General features: G+C 59.4%; 15 protein-coding genes. 5 read left to right on the top strand and 10 right to left on the bottom strand.

All coding sequences use genetic code 11. From position 1 onward, the window contains the following. Positions 1-10 precede the first annotated feature (10 nt). The 3 genes from JF539_RS06195 to JF539_RS06185 all read right to left on the bottom strand — a co-directional run bounded on the left by JF539_RS06195 (position 11) and on the right by JF539_RS06185 (position 3962). Positions 11-1042, bottom strand: a complete 1032-nt coding sequence (locus JF539_RS06195; RefSeq protein ID WP_207139454.1) for a GDP-mannose 4,6-dehydratase — start codon at positions 1040-1042, stop codon at positions 11-13. Beyond that, positions 1035-2858: an N-acetylneuraminate synthase family protein gene (locus tag JF539_RS06190; RefSeq protein ID WP_207139453.1), complete on the bottom strand. Its 1824-nt coding sequence runs from the start codon at positions 2856-2858 to the stop codon at positions 1035-1037. Before JF539_RS06190 ends, JF539_RS06195 begins: the two co-directional genes overlap by 8 nt. Positions 2859-3149: 291 nt before the next feature. Further along, the gene (locus JF539_RS06185; RefSeq protein ID WP_207139452.1) at positions 3150-3962 is read right to left on the bottom strand and encodes a ferredoxin--NADP reductase; all 813 of its coding nucleotides are present in this window, start codon (positions 3960-3962) and stop codon (positions 3150-3152) included. A gap of 649 nt (positions 3963-4611) precedes the next feature. Here JF539_RS06185 and JF539_RS06180 point away from each other — a divergent pair. Continuing rightward, positions 4612-5580, top strand: coding sequence for a GlxA family transcriptional regulator (locus JF539_RS06180; protein ID WP_209017015.1), 969 nt, complete (start codon positions 4612-4614; stop codon positions 5578-5580). 70 nt (positions 5581-5650) lie between these two features. Here JF539_RS06180 and JF539_RS06175 read toward each other — a convergent pair whose 3' ends face one another. Together JF539_RS06175 and JF539_RS06170 are read right to left on the bottom strand one after the other, a co-directional pair. Further along, entirely contained in the window at positions 5651-6421 is a 771-nt protein-coding gene (locus tag JF539_RS06175) for a sulfite exporter TauE/SafE family protein (RefSeq protein ID WP_207139450.1), read from the bottom strand. A gap of 165 nt (positions 6422-6586) precedes the next feature. Next, entirely contained in the window at positions 6587-7279 is a 693-nt protein-coding gene (locus JF539_RS06170; protein WP_328809204.1) for a substrate-binding periplasmic protein, read from the bottom strand. A 323-nt stretch (positions 7280-7602) separates the two neighbouring features. Between JF539_RS06170 and JF539_RS06165 the strand changes: the two genes are divergently transcribed. Together JF539_RS06165 and JF539_RS06160 are read left to right on the top strand one after the other, a co-directional pair. Next, positions 7603-8817 carry a winged helix-turn-helix domain-containing protein gene (locus JF539_RS06165; protein WP_207139448.1) on the top strand — a complete coding sequence of 405 codons (1215 nt, stop codon included), beginning with the start codon at positions 7603-7605 and terminating at the stop codon, positions 8815-8817. A 106-nt stretch (positions 8818-8923) separates the two neighbouring features. After that, complete coding sequence (locus JF539_RS06160) at positions 8924-9127, top strand: YgaP family membrane protein (protein ID WP_207139447.1); 204 nt, start codon at positions 8924-8926, stop codon at positions 9125-9127. 44 nt (positions 9128-9171) lie between these two features. On the opposite strand, the gene tdh is transcribed toward JF539_RS06160, so the two are convergent. The 4 genes from tdh to JF539_RS06140 all read right to left on the bottom strand — a co-directional run bounded on the left by tdh (position 9172) and on the right by JF539_RS06140 (position 13950). Continuing rightward, on the bottom strand, positions 9172-10215 hold the full coding sequence (gene tdh / locus JF539_RS06155) for an L-threonine 3-dehydrogenase (protein WP_207139446.1): 1044 nt from the start codon (positions 10213-10215) through the stop codon (positions 9172-9174). Further along, the gene (locus JF539_RS06150) at positions 10212-11399 is read right to left on the bottom strand and encodes a glycine C-acetyltransferase (RefSeq protein ID WP_207139445.1); all 1188 of its coding nucleotides are present in this window, start codon (positions 11397-11399) and stop codon (positions 10212-10214) included. Before JF539_RS06150 ends, tdh begins: the two co-directional genes overlap by 4 nt. 124 nt (positions 11400-11523) lie before the next feature. Further along, positions 11524-12084 carry a helix-turn-helix domain-containing protein gene (locus tag JF539_RS06145; RefSeq protein WP_207139444.1) on the bottom strand — a complete coding sequence of 187 codons (561 nt, stop codon included), beginning with the start codon at positions 12082-12084 and terminating at the stop codon, positions 11524-11526. A gap of 108 nt (positions 12085-12192) precedes the next feature. Next, positions 12193-13950: a caspase family protein gene (locus tag JF539_RS06140; RefSeq protein WP_207139443.1), complete on the bottom strand. Its 1758-nt coding sequence runs from the start codon at positions 13948-13950 to the stop codon at positions 12193-12195. Between the two features lie 241 nt (positions 13951-14191). Between JF539_RS06140 and JF539_RS06135 the strand changes: the two genes are divergently transcribed. Then, positions 14192-15862 (top strand): formate--tetrahydrofolate ligase, encoded by a 1671-nt coding sequence (locus JF539_RS06135; protein ID WP_207139442.1) that lies wholly within the window; start codon positions 14192-14194, stop codon positions 15860-15862. Positions 15863-15940: 78 nt separating this feature from the next. On the opposite strand, the gene JF539_RS06130 is transcribed toward JF539_RS06135, so the two are convergent. Beyond that, positions 15941-16429 carry a hypothetical protein gene (locus JF539_RS06130; RefSeq protein ID WP_207139441.1) on the bottom strand — a complete coding sequence of 163 codons (489 nt, stop codon included), beginning with the start codon at positions 16427-16429 and terminating at the stop codon, positions 15941-15943. Between the two features lie 208 nt (positions 16430-16637). Here JF539_RS06130 and JF539_RS06125 point away from each other — a divergent pair, with 208 nt between their 5' ends. Continuing rightward, the gene (locus JF539_RS06125) at positions 16638-17342 is read left to right on the top strand and encodes a corrinoid protein (RefSeq protein WP_207139440.1); all 705 of its coding nucleotides are present in this window, start codon (positions 16638-16640) and stop codon (positions 17340-17342) included.

Genomic DNA, 17342 nt, shown 5'->3' with positions numbered 1-17342 from the left:
CGGCACCTTCCTAAAGTCCCGGCATGGCGAGCGCCGCCTTCTTGAGATCGTAGATGGCCATCCGGCGCGCGATCTCCGGAGCCAGGACTTCCGGCTTCCAGCCGAGCAACTCCTGCGCCTTGGTGTTGTCGCCACGCAGATAGACCACGTCGGAGGCCCGGAAGTAACGCGGGTCCACATAGGCGACCAGTTTGCCGGTCTTGCGGTCGTAGCACTTTTCCTCGATGCCCTCGCCTTCCGAGACGAGATCGAAGCCGACTTCCGCCGCCGCCATGAACAGGAACTCACGCACGGTATGCTCGGTGTTTGTCGAGATGACGAAGTCATCCGGCTTGTCGTGATCGAGCATGCGGATCATCATGTCCGTGTATTCCGGCGCATAGCCCCAGTCGCGCACGCTGGAGAGATTGCCGAGCGGCATGGCGTCCGCGTCCTGCAGCTTGATGCGCGCCAGCCAGCTGGTGATTTTGCGCGTAACGAACTCATAGCCGCGCAATTCCGATTCATGATTGAAGAGAATGCCGGAGGTGGCAAACATGTCGTACGCCTGACGATAGTTCACCACGATCGAATGCGCCGCCAGCTTGGACACCGCGTAGGGGCTGAGCGGGTTGAACGGTGTCTTTTCCGATTGCGGCTTCTCCAGAACGTCGCCGTACATTTCGGAGGTCGAGGCCTGATAGAGCCTGGCGTCCAGTTTCAAGAGGCGCATGGCCTCCAGAATGTTCAGGACACCCATGTAGTTTACGTCCGAGGTGTAGTGGGGAAACTGGAAGCTGTCGGCCACGAAGCTCTGGGCCGCCAGGTTGAAGATCAGATCCGGGCGGATCTCGTTCAGAACGTTCTGCACATTGGCGAATTCCGTGACTTCCAGGGTACAGAACTTCATCTTCTCCCGGATGCCGAGTTCCTTCAGGCGGCCTGTCTTGGAGGTGCTGCCCCGGCGCATGGCCCCGTAGACCTCGTCGCCGCGCTCAATCAGGGAACGCGCCAGAAATGCCCCATCCTGACCGGAGATCCCCGTAATCAGTACCTTAGCCATTGTTCTCTCCTAATTGCAGGATCGCGTTTTCAAATCCGTCACCCTCGGACAGGTGACCTTGCCAGACTTCCAGAACCTTCCGTCCGGGAGCTTCGATGTAGATGCCCGGGTTTCCGAGATCGCCCTTGCCGAACTCAATGCCCTCGCCGTCGATGCCGGTCGCGTCGGCAATGTGGATGTGGCGCGCCAGCGGCATGAGCCGGTCGCACCAGCCGCGCCAGTCCTGCTTGGCATAATTGGCCGACAGGATCAGATGGGACAGGTCCAGGCAGAGTTCCATGCCGATCTCGTTGACGATGTCGATGTCGTCGGCGCCGCAGAACATGTCGAGCACGTCGGCGCCGCCGAAGTACCAGGCGATCCGCGGCAGCCATTGCGGATAGATCGGGATGCCGCGCTTGTGCCCAGCCTCCTCCAGGACGAACTTGAGGCGTTCGTACGTCTCCCGCTTTCCCTCCGGCAGCAATCTGGAAAAGCTGCCGACGACCGGGACCGCCGCTCCGGTTCTCGCCTGCAGTTCGAGAGCCAGATCCACACAGGTCGCTATCACCAGATCGCTTCCCTCCCGGACCCTGTCGTCGTCCGAAAGCGGATCGATCAGGGTCTTGCTGTCGATATAGTCGGGAATGTGGATGGAGTAGTGACGCGCAAGATCGAGCAGCGAAAGCCCCGCGGCCATGTTGCTCCGGAAGGAAGCCACTTCCTGAAAGGACAGATGCAGTTCGAAATTCCGGATGGGAAAACGCGTCTGCAAGGTCCTGGCATCGTGCAGACGGATCGGGATGGAAAGCTGCTTGTCGTCGCAAAACGACACGAGCTCCGCGCTCAACGGCGGCTTGGGCTCGGTGAAATAGAACTCGGAAATCGCGGTTCCCGCCGCGACCGGGCGCTTGAGCGTTTCAAGCCCGCGCCGTTTGACCTGCGCCCAGGTCAGCCCCTTGCGCGGTGCCTTGACCACCGTGTTGTCTTCGGTGAGCGCTTCGCCGGGTGATATCGCCCGGCTGGCGTAGAGCGACGAACCGAGGTTCTGCATGTTGATCCGTTCGCCCTGGTTCACCTCGCGCCGCCCGTCGCCCTGCACGGCATCATAGGCATTGAGGAGCTTGCACAGGCGCTTGAACTCTTCCGGGTCCGAGCTGGAACTGTCGTCGATCCCCTTGCCGAACTTGTCCATTGTCAGATGCCGCTCGAAAACGGTAGCGCCATTGGCCGCCGCGACCAGGCAGACCTCCCAGTCCTGATCGTGACTGGAATAGCCGACCGGCGATCCGGTTTTTTCCGCCAGCGTCCGGATAAAGCCCATCTGCTGGTTGCCGAGCAGAACCGGGTAGTTGGAGATACAATGAAGGTAGATCACATCCGATAGAGAGCGGGTGGCCTCCACCGCCTGGAAAATCTCCTCCTCGCTATGCCCCCCGGTGCTCAGGATCAGGGGTTTCCCGAGACCGGCCATGGAGACGATCAGTTCCTCGTTGAGCAGTTCCGCCGATGGCACCTTGAAGAAATCGAATTCCGCGATGCGATCACCGAAGTCGGCGGCATCGGCGAACTTGAAGAAGCTGATCCCGGCGGCCATTCCCCTGCCCTTGATCTCTGCGGTCAGCTTGAGAATATCTTCAGAAGAAATGTAACAGTCGTCGATCTCGCGGGAGAGGATTTCATCGCCGATTTCGTGGGTCGCCTGATAGAAACCGTCTTTCGCCCGATACTGAAACTTCGCCCCCCAGGCTCCGGCTTCCGAAGCAACGTCGATCAGCTTTCCGGCGACCTCCAGCGATCCCCGGTGATTGATGCCAAGCTCGGCAATAATTTTCATCTTTTGCAACCCAAACCAAACACGTTCCAAAGAGGTCGGATCCATGCCGTCAACGCCGTTTCGTCAAAGACTATTGCATGCGTTGCGCCGTTGATATCGATCGAACCTTTCGTGTGGCCGACTTCCACAGTTTAGCGATGGAAATTGTCAGCCGGACAGCCAGAAAGTCTTTGCGGCCAGAGGGCCGGCGCAATCCGGGTGTCGACAGCCCGGGTTTGAAAGGCGGGACTGCGCAAAAACAAAAGGCCGGAACGATCCGGCCTTTCGTGATTCTATCGATTTGTCGGAACGTTAACCGACGAACGCGCGCTCAACCACGAATTCGGCGGGCTTGTTGTTTGCCCCCTCGGTGAGGCCAGCCTCTTCCAGAAGCGCCTTCGTGTCGCGAAGCATTTCCATGGAGCCGCAGATCATGCCGCGATCGACGGCGGGATCTAGCGGCGGCACGCCGAGATCCTCGAACAGTTTTCCGGACGTGATCAGATCGGTAATCCTGCCTTTGCGGGGAAACTCCTCACGGGTCACGGAGGTGTAATGGACCAGCTTGTCCTTTGCGAGTTCGCCGATCAGCGGATCGTTGATCGTTTCCTCAACCAGATCCTCGCCGTATTTCAGTTCCGCGACCTGCCGGCAGGTGTGGGTCAGGATGACCTGATCGAATTTCTCATAGGTGTCCGGATCGCGGATCAGGCTGGCGAAAGGCGCAATGCCCGTGCCGGTGGAGAACATGTAGACCCTTTTTCCGGGAACAAGCGCGTCGTTGACCAGGGTACCGGTCGGTTTTTTCTTCATGAGAACCGCGTCCCCCGGCTGGACCTTCTGCAGGTGTGACGTCAGCGGACCGTCGGGCACCTTGATGGAAAAGAACTCCAGCTCCTCATCCCAGGCCGGACTGGCAATGGAATAAGCCCGGTAAAGCGGCTTGCCGTCGATCATCAGACCGATCATGACGAATTCGCCAGACCGAAACCGGAAACTCGCCGGACGGGTCATTCGGAAACGGAAGAGCCGGTCCGTGTAGTGCTGGACGGTCTTGACTTCTTCGACAAAAACACCGGCCGGCGCAACGGCTTCAAGTTCGGAAGGTTTCGCGAGTACGTTCATGTTTGCTTCGGTCCGTCCTGATATCGAATGTGAGATTAGTCTTCATCTACCACCACTCGAGCATTGACTTGAAGCAACTTGGATCCACGAAACCGTCTTTAGACTGAAAAATCGTTCTCAATTCCGGCCCGCCGGCAAAGCGGGGAAGACCTTTTCGGCAATTCAGATCACCCCGATGCCGACCGGTAAGACGGTTCAGCGCCGGAACAACAAGCAAGTCACGGCCTTCAAGTCGCGTCCTTTCACCCCTGCGCGTCCGACGGTTCAGCGTTCTTGGCTGTTCAAAAAGTGTTCGTTCGAACAAGCGCGTTCGAACGCGGTCATCCCCTCCGTTCGATCGGCTGTTTTTTTACTGCCCGCACCGCTACGGCACGCCCGCATAGCGTCGGTTAAAAAGAGGGCATTCCCTCGATGAAAAGTTCTGCAACCGGATGACGGGTTAGGCATGACATCCGCTCAATTGTGTCAATTTAACGAAACCGCTAACAAACCGCGTTTTTTATTTGACAGACAAAGATAATTTGCAAAATCTGTTACTCAATCAAGACAACGCATAATAATTTCTTCCGAAGAGGCCAAGTAAATGTCCGGACGCGCGCACGAAGAAATAGGCCAATCCATAGCATTTGTGCTCCTGGATCGGTTTTCAATGAACGCATTCGCAAGCGTCATTGAACCGTTGCGAATAGCAAATCGCCTGCTGGGCAAGGCTTACTACGAATGGACGACTTATTCCCTTGACGGGAATTCAGTCACTGCGAGCAACGGATGCGAGGTTTCTGTAAAAAAACCTTTACGCGACCTGCTGGACGCCGATGTAACACTGCTGTGTACTGGCATTGACGTAGAGCGGCTGCCCCTGGATCCGGAGCTTGGAAACAAACTGCGCCGCTTGAACGCCATGGGCCGGACGTTCGGGGCGATCTGCACCGGAGCGTATCTGCTTGCGCGTTACAACCTGCTCGACGGACGCCGCTGCACCATTCATTGGGAAAATCTGCGGTCCCTTCGCGAAGAATTCCCGGACGTCGAAGTGACCTCGGACATTTTCGCGATCGACCGCAACTGCATCACCTGCGCCGGCGGCATGGCTTCGCTGGACATGATGCTGCGCCTGATCGCGATCCAGCATGGCGCCTATCTGGCGCATGAAGTCGCCGAGGTGGCCCTTTATCAGAACATGCGTTCCGGAGAATCCGCGCAGCGCCACGATATCGAGGCCCGGACCGGTATCTCCAACGCCAAGATCCTGGATGCGATCCGCATCATGGACCTGCATATCGAGGACCCGTTGAGCTGTCAGCAGCTCGCGATGACGGTCAACCTGTCGCCGCGGCAGCTCGAACGCCTGTTCCGCCGGCATTTCAACTGCACTCCCGGCCAGTACTATCTGCGCCTGCGCCTTGAAACCGCGCGCGATCTCCTGCGGCGCACAAGCCGGCCGGTGCTGGATGTCGCGCTCGCCTGCGGCTTCGCGTCGACGTCGCATTTCACCAAATGTTATCGCGAGCGTTTTCTGTGCACGCCGACAGAGGAGCGCCAGTCCTACCAGTGGGCCAACACCAAACCGGCTTCGGGCGTCGGCACGGCGACCCCGATGCGACTTGTCGCCAAGTAAGGCTACCCTTGAACCTTCGAAGCGAATACGCCGCAGAGATGCGGCGTTTTTCGTTTCAGGCGGAGGAGCTTCAATGCATCAGCCGCCAGAGACCAAGCGGTATGAGGTAGAACCCAAGCGCCAGAATGGATGCCAGGATCAGCCGCCGAAAGGCCGCTTCGGAAACCTGCCGCCGCGTTCTCTGCCCGAACCAGACACCCGACAAGGCAGGCGCCACCAGCAACAGCGAGGCCAGCGTTTCCTGCCAGCCCATCATGCCGAAACCGCTCAAGGATACTGCAAGCGCGATCGTGGAGAGCAGGAAGAGCAGACCCATCGCCTGAATAAGTTCGTCACGCTTCAACCCCAAGGCCTGGAGATACATCACGCCCGGAACCGTGTAGGACCCTGTCAGTCCCGAAAAGATCCCGTTGACCAGGCCGGCGGCAATCCCGGCGAAGGTGCGCGACCTCTCCGGTATCAGAAACTTTACGCCCGCGAGAGAAGGAATGGCATAGCCTGCCATGAGCATGCCGAGCAAAAGGTCGGCCGCCCCTTCGGGCAAGCGTGTCAGAATGAACGTGCCGGCCGCGAGCATGCTGACGGCGGCGACAAGGAACGGCCAGAGCTTCTCTACAAGCACCTTGAAGTGGCCGCCGGAAACACCCTGCCAGAGATTCGTCAGAAAGGCCGGCCAGAGGATCAAGACCATGGCTTTTTCCACGCCCACGAACACCGTCATCAGCCCGAGACTGATGGTTGGCAATCCAAGGCCGACAAGACCTTTGACAAAGCCGGCGCATAAGAACACCAGGACCGAAATCACAATCAGTTCCGGCCTGCTCCAAACCTGTTCCGCCAAGTGTCCCGTTATCCTCAATGTGCCGGCTGACAGGACCGATGTTCAGGTCAGCGATTGATCGCGCGGCCGCACACCGATCCCAATCAGGGCACGGTGTTCAGACCAACCGCAATCCACAGGATCCCGTCTGTCCTGAGCGCCATGAGTTGCTGTCGGCGGCATGTCTTACCTGGCCAGCTTTTTCACCGTATACGCCTCAAGCAAACTTTCGGCCTGTCCCGCGGAAATCAGTTGATCCAGTGTCTCGTTAAAGTCATCCAGGAGTTGAATGCAAGGCGACGCTCTGGAAAACATGAAATGCAAGGTGTTGACAGCCGCCGGCCAGGAAAGAGCTTCCACATGGTCCTGCGCATCCATTGCCTCGATGGTTTCCTGGCCATACCGGCGAGGCATCACCAGATAGTCTGCCTTTCCGTCAATCAGCAATCCCATGTAGGTCTCGAAATCGTCAAAGGGAGGCGCTTCGATTGAAAGGAATTCTGCCGCCAACCTGTCGAACTCCGCGCCATAGGACGCTCCGAAGGGCTTGATTCCGTTCAAACCGGCCAGGTCGGTCAGCGATCCGGGTTTGGCAGTCATGGCCCTTGGAATGAACACCGCGATTTCTTCCGTCATGACGGGAAGACTGAAACCATATTTTTCCTTGCGTTCCTCCGTATGGAACGCGCCTGCAATGACGTCCAACTGCCCATTGTCCATCATGACAAACAAGCGCTTCCAGGGAAACGCCGGACCGACCTCCACCGAAATATCAAAGGCCTTGAAAATCCGCTTTCCCAAGTCGGGAAGCACCCCTTCAAGCCGGCCTGTCTCATCGGCGCGCATGGAAACAGGAAACCAAACGCTGGCACCGTTCATTTTTACAGACGTACAACTACCGCTTTCGGCAATTGCCTGCCGCCCTACGGTCAGGCAAAAGCCAACCGCCAAAAAAAGCGCTAGGTATTTTTTACCATAAGTCTTCATGATTAGCTTTGATGAACCTTGGCAGGAACCGCGTTAACCATCCGAAACAAGTCAATCCATATTTTACCTTAGCGTCAACCAGTAACTTCCGGCTGCACTGCGCAGGCAAACGCAAAACTGAAGGTGAAATCACGCTACGACAATTTTACAATATCAGGTTGCAGAGCGGTTGCATAGCGATTTGCTTCAGGTTTCAACAATGCTAACGTAGGCGGATGAATTCATCTGCCTGTACCAGGGTGCCGAACGCTCAGGCCCGGCGCCTGTTTCTCCAAAAACATGGTCTTTGCGCGGCACCAAAAGGTCCGGGAAAGGGCGAAGACCTGTCCTCCGTCATCGACGGCCTCGGCTTTGTGCAAGTGGACAGCATCAACACGGTCGCCCGCGCTCATCATATGATCCTCGCGGCCCGCCGCCCGGCCTACAAAGAGAAGTTTCTCAAGCATCAGCTGGAACGGGACCGTCTTCTTTTTGAGCACTGGACCCACGACGCATCGGTTGTTCCAATGGCGTTCTTCCCCCATTGGCGGTTGCGGTTCAAGCGTGACCGGGATTGGCTGATCGGGCGCTGGCGCAACTGGCGCCGCAACGGTTTTGAAGAAAAGTTCGAGGCGGTTCGAAAAAAGATCGAGCAGCATGGCCCCGTGACCTCGGCAACGGTCGGCGAGGAGGAGCAGCGCAGCAGTGGGGGCTGGTGGGACTGGCACCCCTCCAAGACCGCGCTGGAGTTCCTCTGGCGCACGGGCGAGCTTGCCGTTTGCGGGCGCAACGGTTTTCAGAAAGTCTACGACCTGACCGAACGGGTCATACCGGCAAGCCATCTCGACGTCCGGTTCGATGCGGAGGAGACGATCGACTGGGCAGCCCGTTCCGCGCTTGAGCGCCTCGGTTTCGCGACATCCGGCGAAATTGCCGCTTTCTGGGATCTCATCACGCCCCAGGAAGCCAAATCCTGGTGCCAGGCCGCGCTTGCGCGCGCGGAGATTGCCGAAGCGGAGATCGAATGCGATGACGGCTCTTTGCGCAAGGTTTTCGCGTTTCCCGCTTCCCTGGAGACGCTGGACACGCTCCCCGATCCTCCAGCCAGGGTCCGGATCCTGTCACCTTTCGACCCGGCCCTGCGAGACCGCAAACGCACGGAACGGCTGTTCGGCTTTTCCTACCGGATCGAGATCTTCGTGCCCGAAGCCAAGCGCCAGTATGGCTACTACGTTTTTCCCGTTCTGGAGAAAGACAGGCTGATCGGCAGGATCGACATGAAGGCTTTGAGGGCGGAGGACCGGCTGCAGGTCCGGGCGTTCTGGCCGGAAAAAGGCGTTCGCATGAGCAAGGGACGGCTCGCGCGTCTGGAGGCTGAACTCGGCCGCATGGCCAGGTTCGCCGGCTGCTCCGATATCGGATACGATGCGGGCTGGCTGCGGGACAAGTGAAAATGCCGCAGCCGGGAAGCCTTCGGCCACGGGAATTTTACTGGCATTCCATGACGAAAAGTCTCATATATTCGCAATCTTGAAACTTATTATCCAGGAGTGTTTCATGACTGTGGAAAGAGCTATTTTGCTTGTGGTCGGCGCCGTTGTTCTCGCGTCGGTTCTGCTGGCCGTTTACGTCAATATCAACTGGCTCTGGCTGACGGGCATCCTCGGGGCACATCTCGTACAGGCGTCTTTCACAGGCCTGTGCCCGGTGGTGATGATCCTGAAAAAGCTGGGTCTGCCGCAGAAATCGGGTTTCGCCTGACCCTCGCCGGTGTCGCGGTGGGGCGGACCTTTCCGCCCTGACGCTCATGACGTCCAGTTCAGGACAACCTTGCCGGCCTCGCCCGACTTCATGGCCGCGAATCCGGCCTGAAAATCGTCAACATCGAAGCGGTGGGTGATAACGTTGCGCACGTCCAGACCGTTTTGCAGCATGGCGATCATCTTGTACCAGGTCTCGAAGATCTCGCGGCCGTAGACACCCTTGATGGTGATCGCCTTGAAGACGATGCGCGACCAGTCGACCGGCGATTTGCCGGGCGGAATGCCGAGGAGCGCGATGCGCCCGCCCATGACCAGATTTTCAACCATCTGATCGAGAGCCACCTGGCTTCCGGACATTTCCAGCCCGACATCGAAGCCTTCCTTCATGCCGAGCCTCTTCTCGATCCCCTTGAGATCCTCCCTGGCGACATTGACCGGAACCACGTCCGCAACCCGTGTCGCCAGATCGAGCCTTGCCTGGTTGATGTCCGTGATCACCACGTTGCGCGCGCCGACGTGACGGGCAACGGCGGCGGCCATGATCCCGATGGGCCCGGCGCCGGTAATCAACACATCCTCGCCGATCAGGTCGAAACTGAGCGCGGTGTGAACCGCGTTTCCGAGAGGATCCAGGATAGCGCCGATTTCGTCGTCGATCTCATCCGGCAGCGGAACGACGTTAAAGGCCGGCAGACACAGATATTCCGCGAAGGCGCCCTGCTCGTTGACGCCGATCCCCCTGGTTTCCGGATCTAGGTGAAACTTGCCCGCCCGCGACTGGCGGGAGTGCTTGCCGATCAGATGCCCCTCGCCCGAGCAGCGCTGGCCGATTTCAAGGTCGGTGACGTTCCTGCCGATCTCGACAATCTCTCCGGCGAATTCGTGTCCCGTGATCAGCGGCACGGGCACCGTTCGGGACGCCCAGTCGTCCCAGTTCCAGATGTGGATATCGGTACCGCAGATCCCGGTCTTGTTGATCCTGATCAGGACGTCGTCCGGACCGATTTCCGGCACCGGGGCACGCACCATCCAGAGGCCTTCCCTGGGCTCCGACTTGCACAGAGCCTTCATCCGGTTGCTGGTCATGTCAGAACTCCCGTCGCCTTGCCGGCCTTTTCAAACGCGGCCAGCGCCCGGTCCAGCTCCGCTCTCGTCAACGCCGCGTTCATCTGGGTGCGGATACGCGCCTCGCCGCGCGGCACGACGGGGAAGAAGAAGCCTGAGACATAAACCCCCTCCTCGAAGAGTTTCGAAGCCATCGCCTGGGCCAGCGTCGCTTCACCCAGCATGACCGGGACGATCGGATGTTCACCGGGCAACAACGTGAAACCGAGTTTCTCAAGACCGGCGCGCCAGTACCGTGTGTTCTCGAACAGGGACCCGCGCAGATCGTCGCCCTCCTCCACCAGCCGGATCGCCTCAAGGCCGCTCATGACCACCGCCGGTGGCAGGGAATTGGAAAAGAGATACGGCCGTGCCCGCTGGCGCAGAAGGTCGATGACCGGCTGAGGCCCCGCGATGTAGCCGCCTATGCCGCCGCCCAGCGCCTTGCCGAGCGTGCCGGTCAGAATATCGACCTCGACCCCGAAATGGGCCGGTGTTCCCTCTCCCTTCGGCCCCATGAAGCCGGTCGCGTGGCAATCGTCGACCATGACCACCGCATCGTATTGCCTGGCCAGGACGGTGATCTCGGGAAGCTTCGCCAGATAGCCGTCCATGGAAAACACGCCGTCGGTCGCGATCATGATGTGACGGGATCCGTCAGCGCGGGCCTGCTTCAGCTTTGCTTCCAGGTCCGCCATGTCGGAGTTGGCGTAGCGGTAGCGCTTCGCCTTGCACAGGCGGATGCCGTCGATGATCGAGGCGTGATTAAGCGCGTCCGATACAATCGCGTCTTCCGGCCCGAGCAGCGGTTCGAACAGGCCGCCATTGGCGTCGAAACAGGCAGCGAAGAGAATGGAATCGTCCTTGCCGAGAAATTTCGCCAGACGCTGCTCCAGCTCCCGGTGAATGTCCTGGGTGCCGCAGATGAAGCGCACGGAGGCCATACCGTAGCCTTTGGGCTTCAGGGCCTTCATGGCCGCCTCTTCCAGCGCCGGATGGTCGGCAAGGCCGAGATAATTGTTGGCGCAGAGATTGATCACCTCCCGGCCGCCGACGGTGATATGCCCGCCTTGCGGCGAGGTGATCAGCCGCTCGCGCTTGTAAAGCCCCTCGGCCTCGATCTCCTTCAGGGTTTCGGCAATATGCGACAGAAAGGCGTCGGCCACGTCGGCTCCTCCGGTTCCATGGATATTTTTCCATTATACCGGAATTTCATTCGAAATAAAAGAAATCGCTGACCCATGACCGAAACGTGATCCTTGAGGCCGCAAACCATGGGGCATTCCCAGGTTAAAACTTGACCACCATCAAGATGGCCCTTGCGGGCCCGTCCAGCGCCTCGATGCAATGCGGCACATCCGCGGCGTAGCGGGCCGTGCCGCCCTTTGAGATTGTTCCCTTGGCGACGCCGGAGGTCACTTCCAGCGCGCCCTCTTCGGCAATCAGCTGTTCGCGCGTGCCGCGCTCGTGCGGCTTGCTTTCCAGCCTGCCACCATCCGCGAAAATCAGTTCGTAGACCTCGAAGCGCCCCGTGTCCTGGGGCGGTGAAAGAATGCGGATCCTGCAGCCGTCGCCAGCCCGGTCCAGTGCCGGGGTCTGGTCCTCGTGCACGATTTCCACGCGGTCTTCGGCTGTCTCTTCCCCCAGGAGGCCGGCGAAATCCACCTTCAGCGCGCGGGTCAGATTGAACAGCGTCGCCACCGTCGGATTGGATTCGCCGCGTTCGATCTGGCTGACCATGGAACGCGACACGCCGGAGAGCCTCTCGACCGCTTCGAGGGAAAGCCCCTGCGCGCGACGCGCCTTTTTCAGCCGCTCTGGAAGGCGGGCTAGAATATCTGCATCTGTCATGACGGAACTAAAATCCGTTCAGACAGATATTGCAACTCCTGTTTCGGCGAACCCGTTCTCCAGCGCTGAACAAACTAGGCCTGCCGGCTGTTGCCGGGCGGTTCGAGCTCAATCCGCGAACGGTACGTGGCTCTTCACGATTTCGGACGGTCCGAGGATGCTCGGCTCCTGATCGAAGCCGAGATCGGCCAGTTCCTTTCGTGTTTCAACGACAAGATCCTCGAAGGAAATCCTCTTTCTTTCGCGAAGGATCTTGGCAATGTTGAACGTGAAGGCGCCGTGACTGGTGACGCCGTGCCTGTATTCGTAGGAGTATTGCTCCGCCCTGCAAGCTTCGATGATGACGGGCAGATAGGCCCCTTCGGCGGCCTCCACGTCCTTCTTTTTCAACGCATCATACTGCTTTTCCGTAAGGCCGCGTATCATGGAGGCGCGTCCGATCCGTTCGGTCGCGCCCTGCGGCCCGAAGTATTTGCCGGCGATTTCCGTGTTCGATGTAAAGTCCTTGTTGATCCGGGTGAACGAGCGCTGCACCCAGGTGTTCGTTTTCATGTCCCATTTCAGTTCACGGTGCCGGATATCGTCCGGCGGGGTAATGCCTTTGATCGCGGGCTTGCCGTTCTTGTGAATGCCGCCCGAGTTGCAGCAATCGAAGATCATGACCAGGCGGCAGTCGTAGGGAAGCTGGCTGTACAAGTCGTAGATCTGCCTGTCGGCGATTGACGTTTCCTCGCTCCAGTCGAAGTCCCACGGCACCAGCGTTTCCACGTAGCGATCAGGCTCCCCGTCCGGCCCGTACTCCGGATATCTCGCGCCATGCCCGCTGTAATAGAAGACCAGTTCGTCGCCGGGGCCCGGATCGTCCAGCAACCAGGCCATGCGCTCCAGAATACCCTTCGCGGTCGCCCTGCTGTCGAGACAGGTTCGGATCGACGAGGCCGGCATGCCCCCACGTTGCAGAACCTCGCTCATGGTGAAAACGTCGTTGACGCATCCGTCCAGCCGGTCGCCTTCATTGGGATAGTCGTTGATCCCGACCAGAAGAGCCTTTTGCACCTTCTGACGCTTTCTGGTCATGCCGCGCACCGACTTCACGGTTCGCCTGTTCGCGCCGAGAAGAGCGGCATAAGGCATCCAGACATCGGCGACGGTCTGCTGATGGCCGAGATATTCGGTGGCGTCGTGGTCGGCGATCCCCTCGATGTCGAACGGCGTCAGCGTCTGGCGGAAATTGTTCGCGCCGGTGTTGACGATCGGCCGGGTAAAGACATCGTCATGCCGATTGAAGAGATGATGCCAGAACTCGACACCGAGTTCGCCGATACGGCCGTTTGTCAGGTTTTTCAGCACGAACGGGTTGTTGAGCTGGGACCCGAACGTCACGTAAACGGCTTTCCTGAGCACCTTCCTGATCGCGTCCGCTTCCGCGTCCTTATGCGCGAAGGCATCATAGGTGAGCAGCGAGCCGAGGCTGTGCGCCAGAATGATATCCGGCTTCTTGTCGGCCACTTCCGAAAGAATAAACTCCCTCGACCGCTTCTTGAAATCGTCATCGGCACACCAGGCGACGACATAACCTGCGGTCCAGCGAATGCGGTCCGTAATACCGGACAACAGGCCGCGCTTTGGCCGGAAAACCGAGGTCAGGCCGCTCCAACCGAGTTTGACCGCGGCCTCCATCGTTTCGAAAAACGACAGATCAACGTCCAGAAAAATATGATCATAATTCAGAAACTCGAACTTGAGCTCATGATCCTCCGGGAGGTGAAACGCCTGCCTGACTGCGATTTCCCAACGCCCTTCCCAGGTTCCATCCGTATGATTGCCCAAGCCGTGGACGCATAGGATTTTAATTTGCTTGACCATCACAACCTCCCCTTACGGAAGATGTAATCATGGATTGTTTTTTAAGACCTAGCAACCCGGCTGAAAGATCGTTCACTTTGACCTCGTCTCTCGACAGGAATACACATCGGTCGGTTACTTTCACCTGCAGGTCGCATTCGCGACATTTGCTGCACCGCCCCCTCCCCTAGCGTCAAAGCATCGACGCCGAACGATCGCGGGAAAACCGTGACATCAAGGGAAACGCTCCGGAGAAACCCAAATGGCCAGTGACATCGAAATTGCCCGTGCCGCCCGTATGAAGCCGATCTCGGAGATCGGTGCGCGGCTGGACATTCCCGAAGGCGCGCTTTTGCCCTACGGCCGCACCAAGGCGAAAATCTCCGCCGATTTCATCGCGCGCCTGAACGGACGCAAGGACGGCAAGCTGATCCTGGTCACCGCGATCAATCCGACACCGGCGGGCGAAGGCAAGACAACCACGACAGTGGGCCTGGGCGACGGGCTCAACCGGATCGGCCGGAATGCCATGATCTGTCTGCGGGAACCTTCCCTCGGCCCCTGTTTCGGCATGAAGGGCGGCGCGGCCGGTGGCGGCCATGCGCAGGTCGTGCCCATGGAAGACATCAACCTGCATTTCACCGGCGACTTCCACGCCATCACGTCCGCCCACAACCTGCTGGCCGCCCTGATCGAAAACCATATCTACTGGGGCAACGACCTCGGCATCGACCAGCGCCGGGTCACCTGGCGGCGCGTCCTCGACATGAACGACCGGGCGCTCCGCTCGATCGTCTGTTCGCTGGGCGGCGTGGCCAACGGCTTTCCGCGCGAGGCCGGTTTCGACATCACGGTCGCCTCGGAAATCATGGCGATCCTCTGCCTTGCCGACAGCCTCGAAGACCTGCAGCAGCGGCTCGGCAATATCATCGTTGCCTATCGCCGCGATCACAGCGCGATCACCGCCCGGGATCTTGAGGCAGACGGCGCCATGACCGTACTGCTGAAGGAGGCCATGCAGCCGAACCTGGTGCAGACGCTGGAAAACAATCCGGCCTTCGTTCATGGCGGCCCTTTCGCCAACATCGCGCACGGCTGCAATTCGGTCATAGCCACCAAGACCGCGCTGAAACTGACCGACTATGTGGTCACGGAGGCCGGTTTCGGGGCGGATCTCGGGGCTGAAAAATTCTTCGACATCAAATGCCGCAAGGCCGGCTTGCATCCGGACGCGGTCGTCATCGTCGCCACAATCCGGGCGTTGAAGATGAATGGTGGTGTCGCCAAGGACGATCTCGGGACAGAAAACGTCGACGCGGTTACCAAGGGCTGCGCCAATCTCGGCAGGCACATCGAGAACGTCAAGCAATTCGGCGTTCCGGCCGTTGTCGCGATCAACCACTTCACGAGCGATACGGAAGCGGAAGTCCGCGCCGTCCAGGCCTATTGCGCGGAGTTGGGCGTCGATGCGATCCTGGCGACCCACTGGGCGGACGGCTCCAAGGGGACGGAGACCCTGGCCATCCGCGTGGCGGAGCTCGCCGACAGCGGTGTTTCTCAATTCGCGCCGCTCTACGAGGACGGCCTGCCGCTGTTTGAAAAGATCGAAACCGTCGCCAAGCGGATCTACCGGGCCAACGAAGTGCTCGCCGACAAGTCCGTGCGCGATCAACTCAGGCGCTGGGAGGCCGACGGCTTCGGCAATCTGCCCGTCTGCATGGCCAAGACCCAGTATTCCTTTTCCACCGACCCGAACCTGCGCGGCGCCCCGACCGGACATAGCGTTCCGGTCCGCGAGGTTCGCCTGTCCGCCGGCGCCGGCTTCGTCGTCGCCATCTGCGGCGAGATCATGACCATGCCCGGCCTGCCCCGCGTGCCCTCCGCCAATCACATAAGGCTGGATGAAAGCGGGCAGATCGAAGGGCTGTTTTGAACATTTCCCGGCCGACGGCTCGAAGCCGGCACCACGTAAACCGCCCAGCCGCTCACTCAGGCCAAGAGGGAAAGAACCTTACCGCGTCCTGAGCCAGCGGCTCTCGATGCGCGGCTCGCCCGACACGCAGGCAATTTGCCCCGAAGGGGCTTGTCTCCTGGTGCTCTTGTAGGCAAGCGCATCTTGTTCCGACGTGCAGACCGGGCGGAAGATAACCGTGTAGCCCTTGCGGGAAAGGCACCGGTTGAATTCCCTGGCTCTCAGGGCGTCGTTCGGATCGTAACTTGTGATCTGGCGCGGATAGGCGTAGCCGCCATAGCCGTAGCAGCCCGGACCGGAACAGAAGCCCGGACCGAAACCACCGTAGTAGCCACCGAACGACCGGATCTTGTAGGATGGCGGCACTTTTTCAAGCGCCGAAACCTGACAGGCATCGATGGCATTGCGACGCTGCTCGGCCGTGGATCCAGTCTTGTGCACCATATGGACCGAGCCGCCAAGCGTCTGGCAGGCGGTCAGGACAAGGGCGGCGGTGAGGAACAGGTGAGCCAGCCGGAAGCTTGCCATTTGAGAAATCCAGTCGTTACGAACGCCCCGATCTAAATGCAGTGTCTTTGCAAATGCAATGGATAGAACCGGAGACGGCCGGTAAGCACTCCCCCCACCCTGTCGCGAAAACGACTTGCCATGTCGTATTGAGACTATCGGCAAAATCAGCTTGAGGCATAAGCTTTTACACTGAAGTGTTGCTTTTCCTGCGCGCCCTGGAGCTGCCATGTCCGACGAAGACGATATCGACCTCGCCTCGCTGTCCGACGACGAACTCGTCGAGCAGATGCATGACGACCTCTATGACGGTCTGCAGGATGAAATTACCGAAGCCGTCAACATCCTCCTGGAACGCGGCTGGGCACCCTATGACATCCTGACCAAGGCACTTGTCGAAGGCATGCGCATCGTCGGCGTCGACTTCCGCGACGGTATCCTGTTCGTGCCGGAAGTGCTGCTATCGGCCAACGCCATGAAGGCGGGAATGGGCATCCTGCGCCCGCTTCTTGCCGAGACCGGCGCGCCGAAGGTCGGCAAGATGGTGATCGGTACCGTCAAGGGCGACATTCACGACATCGGCAAGAACCTCGTCTCCATGATGATGGAAGGCGCCGGGTTCGAGGTGATCGACATCGGCATCAACAACCCGGTCGAAAACTATCTGGCCGCCATCGAGGAACACAAGCCGGACATTCTCGGCATGTCCGCCCTCCTGACCACCACCATGCCCTACATGAAGGTCGTCATCGACGAGATGAAGGAAAAGGGCATCCGGGACGATTATATCGTGCTCGTCGGCGGCGCGCCGCTCAACGAGGAATTCGGCGAGGCCGTGGGGGCGGACGGCTATTGCCGGGATGCGGCGGTCGCCGTCGAAATGGCGAAGGACCTGATCGCCCGGCGCCACAACATGCTCGCCGGAAAAGGCTAG

Source organism: Roseibium aggregatum, assembly GCF_017309185.1.
GTDB classification, from domain to species: domain Bacteria; phylum Pseudomonadota; class Alphaproteobacteria; order Rhizobiales; family Stappiaceae; genus Roseibium; species Roseibium aggregatum_B.
Note: the sequence above shows the minus strand (reverse complement) of the source record. Positions and strands in the feature narration are given on the sequence as shown.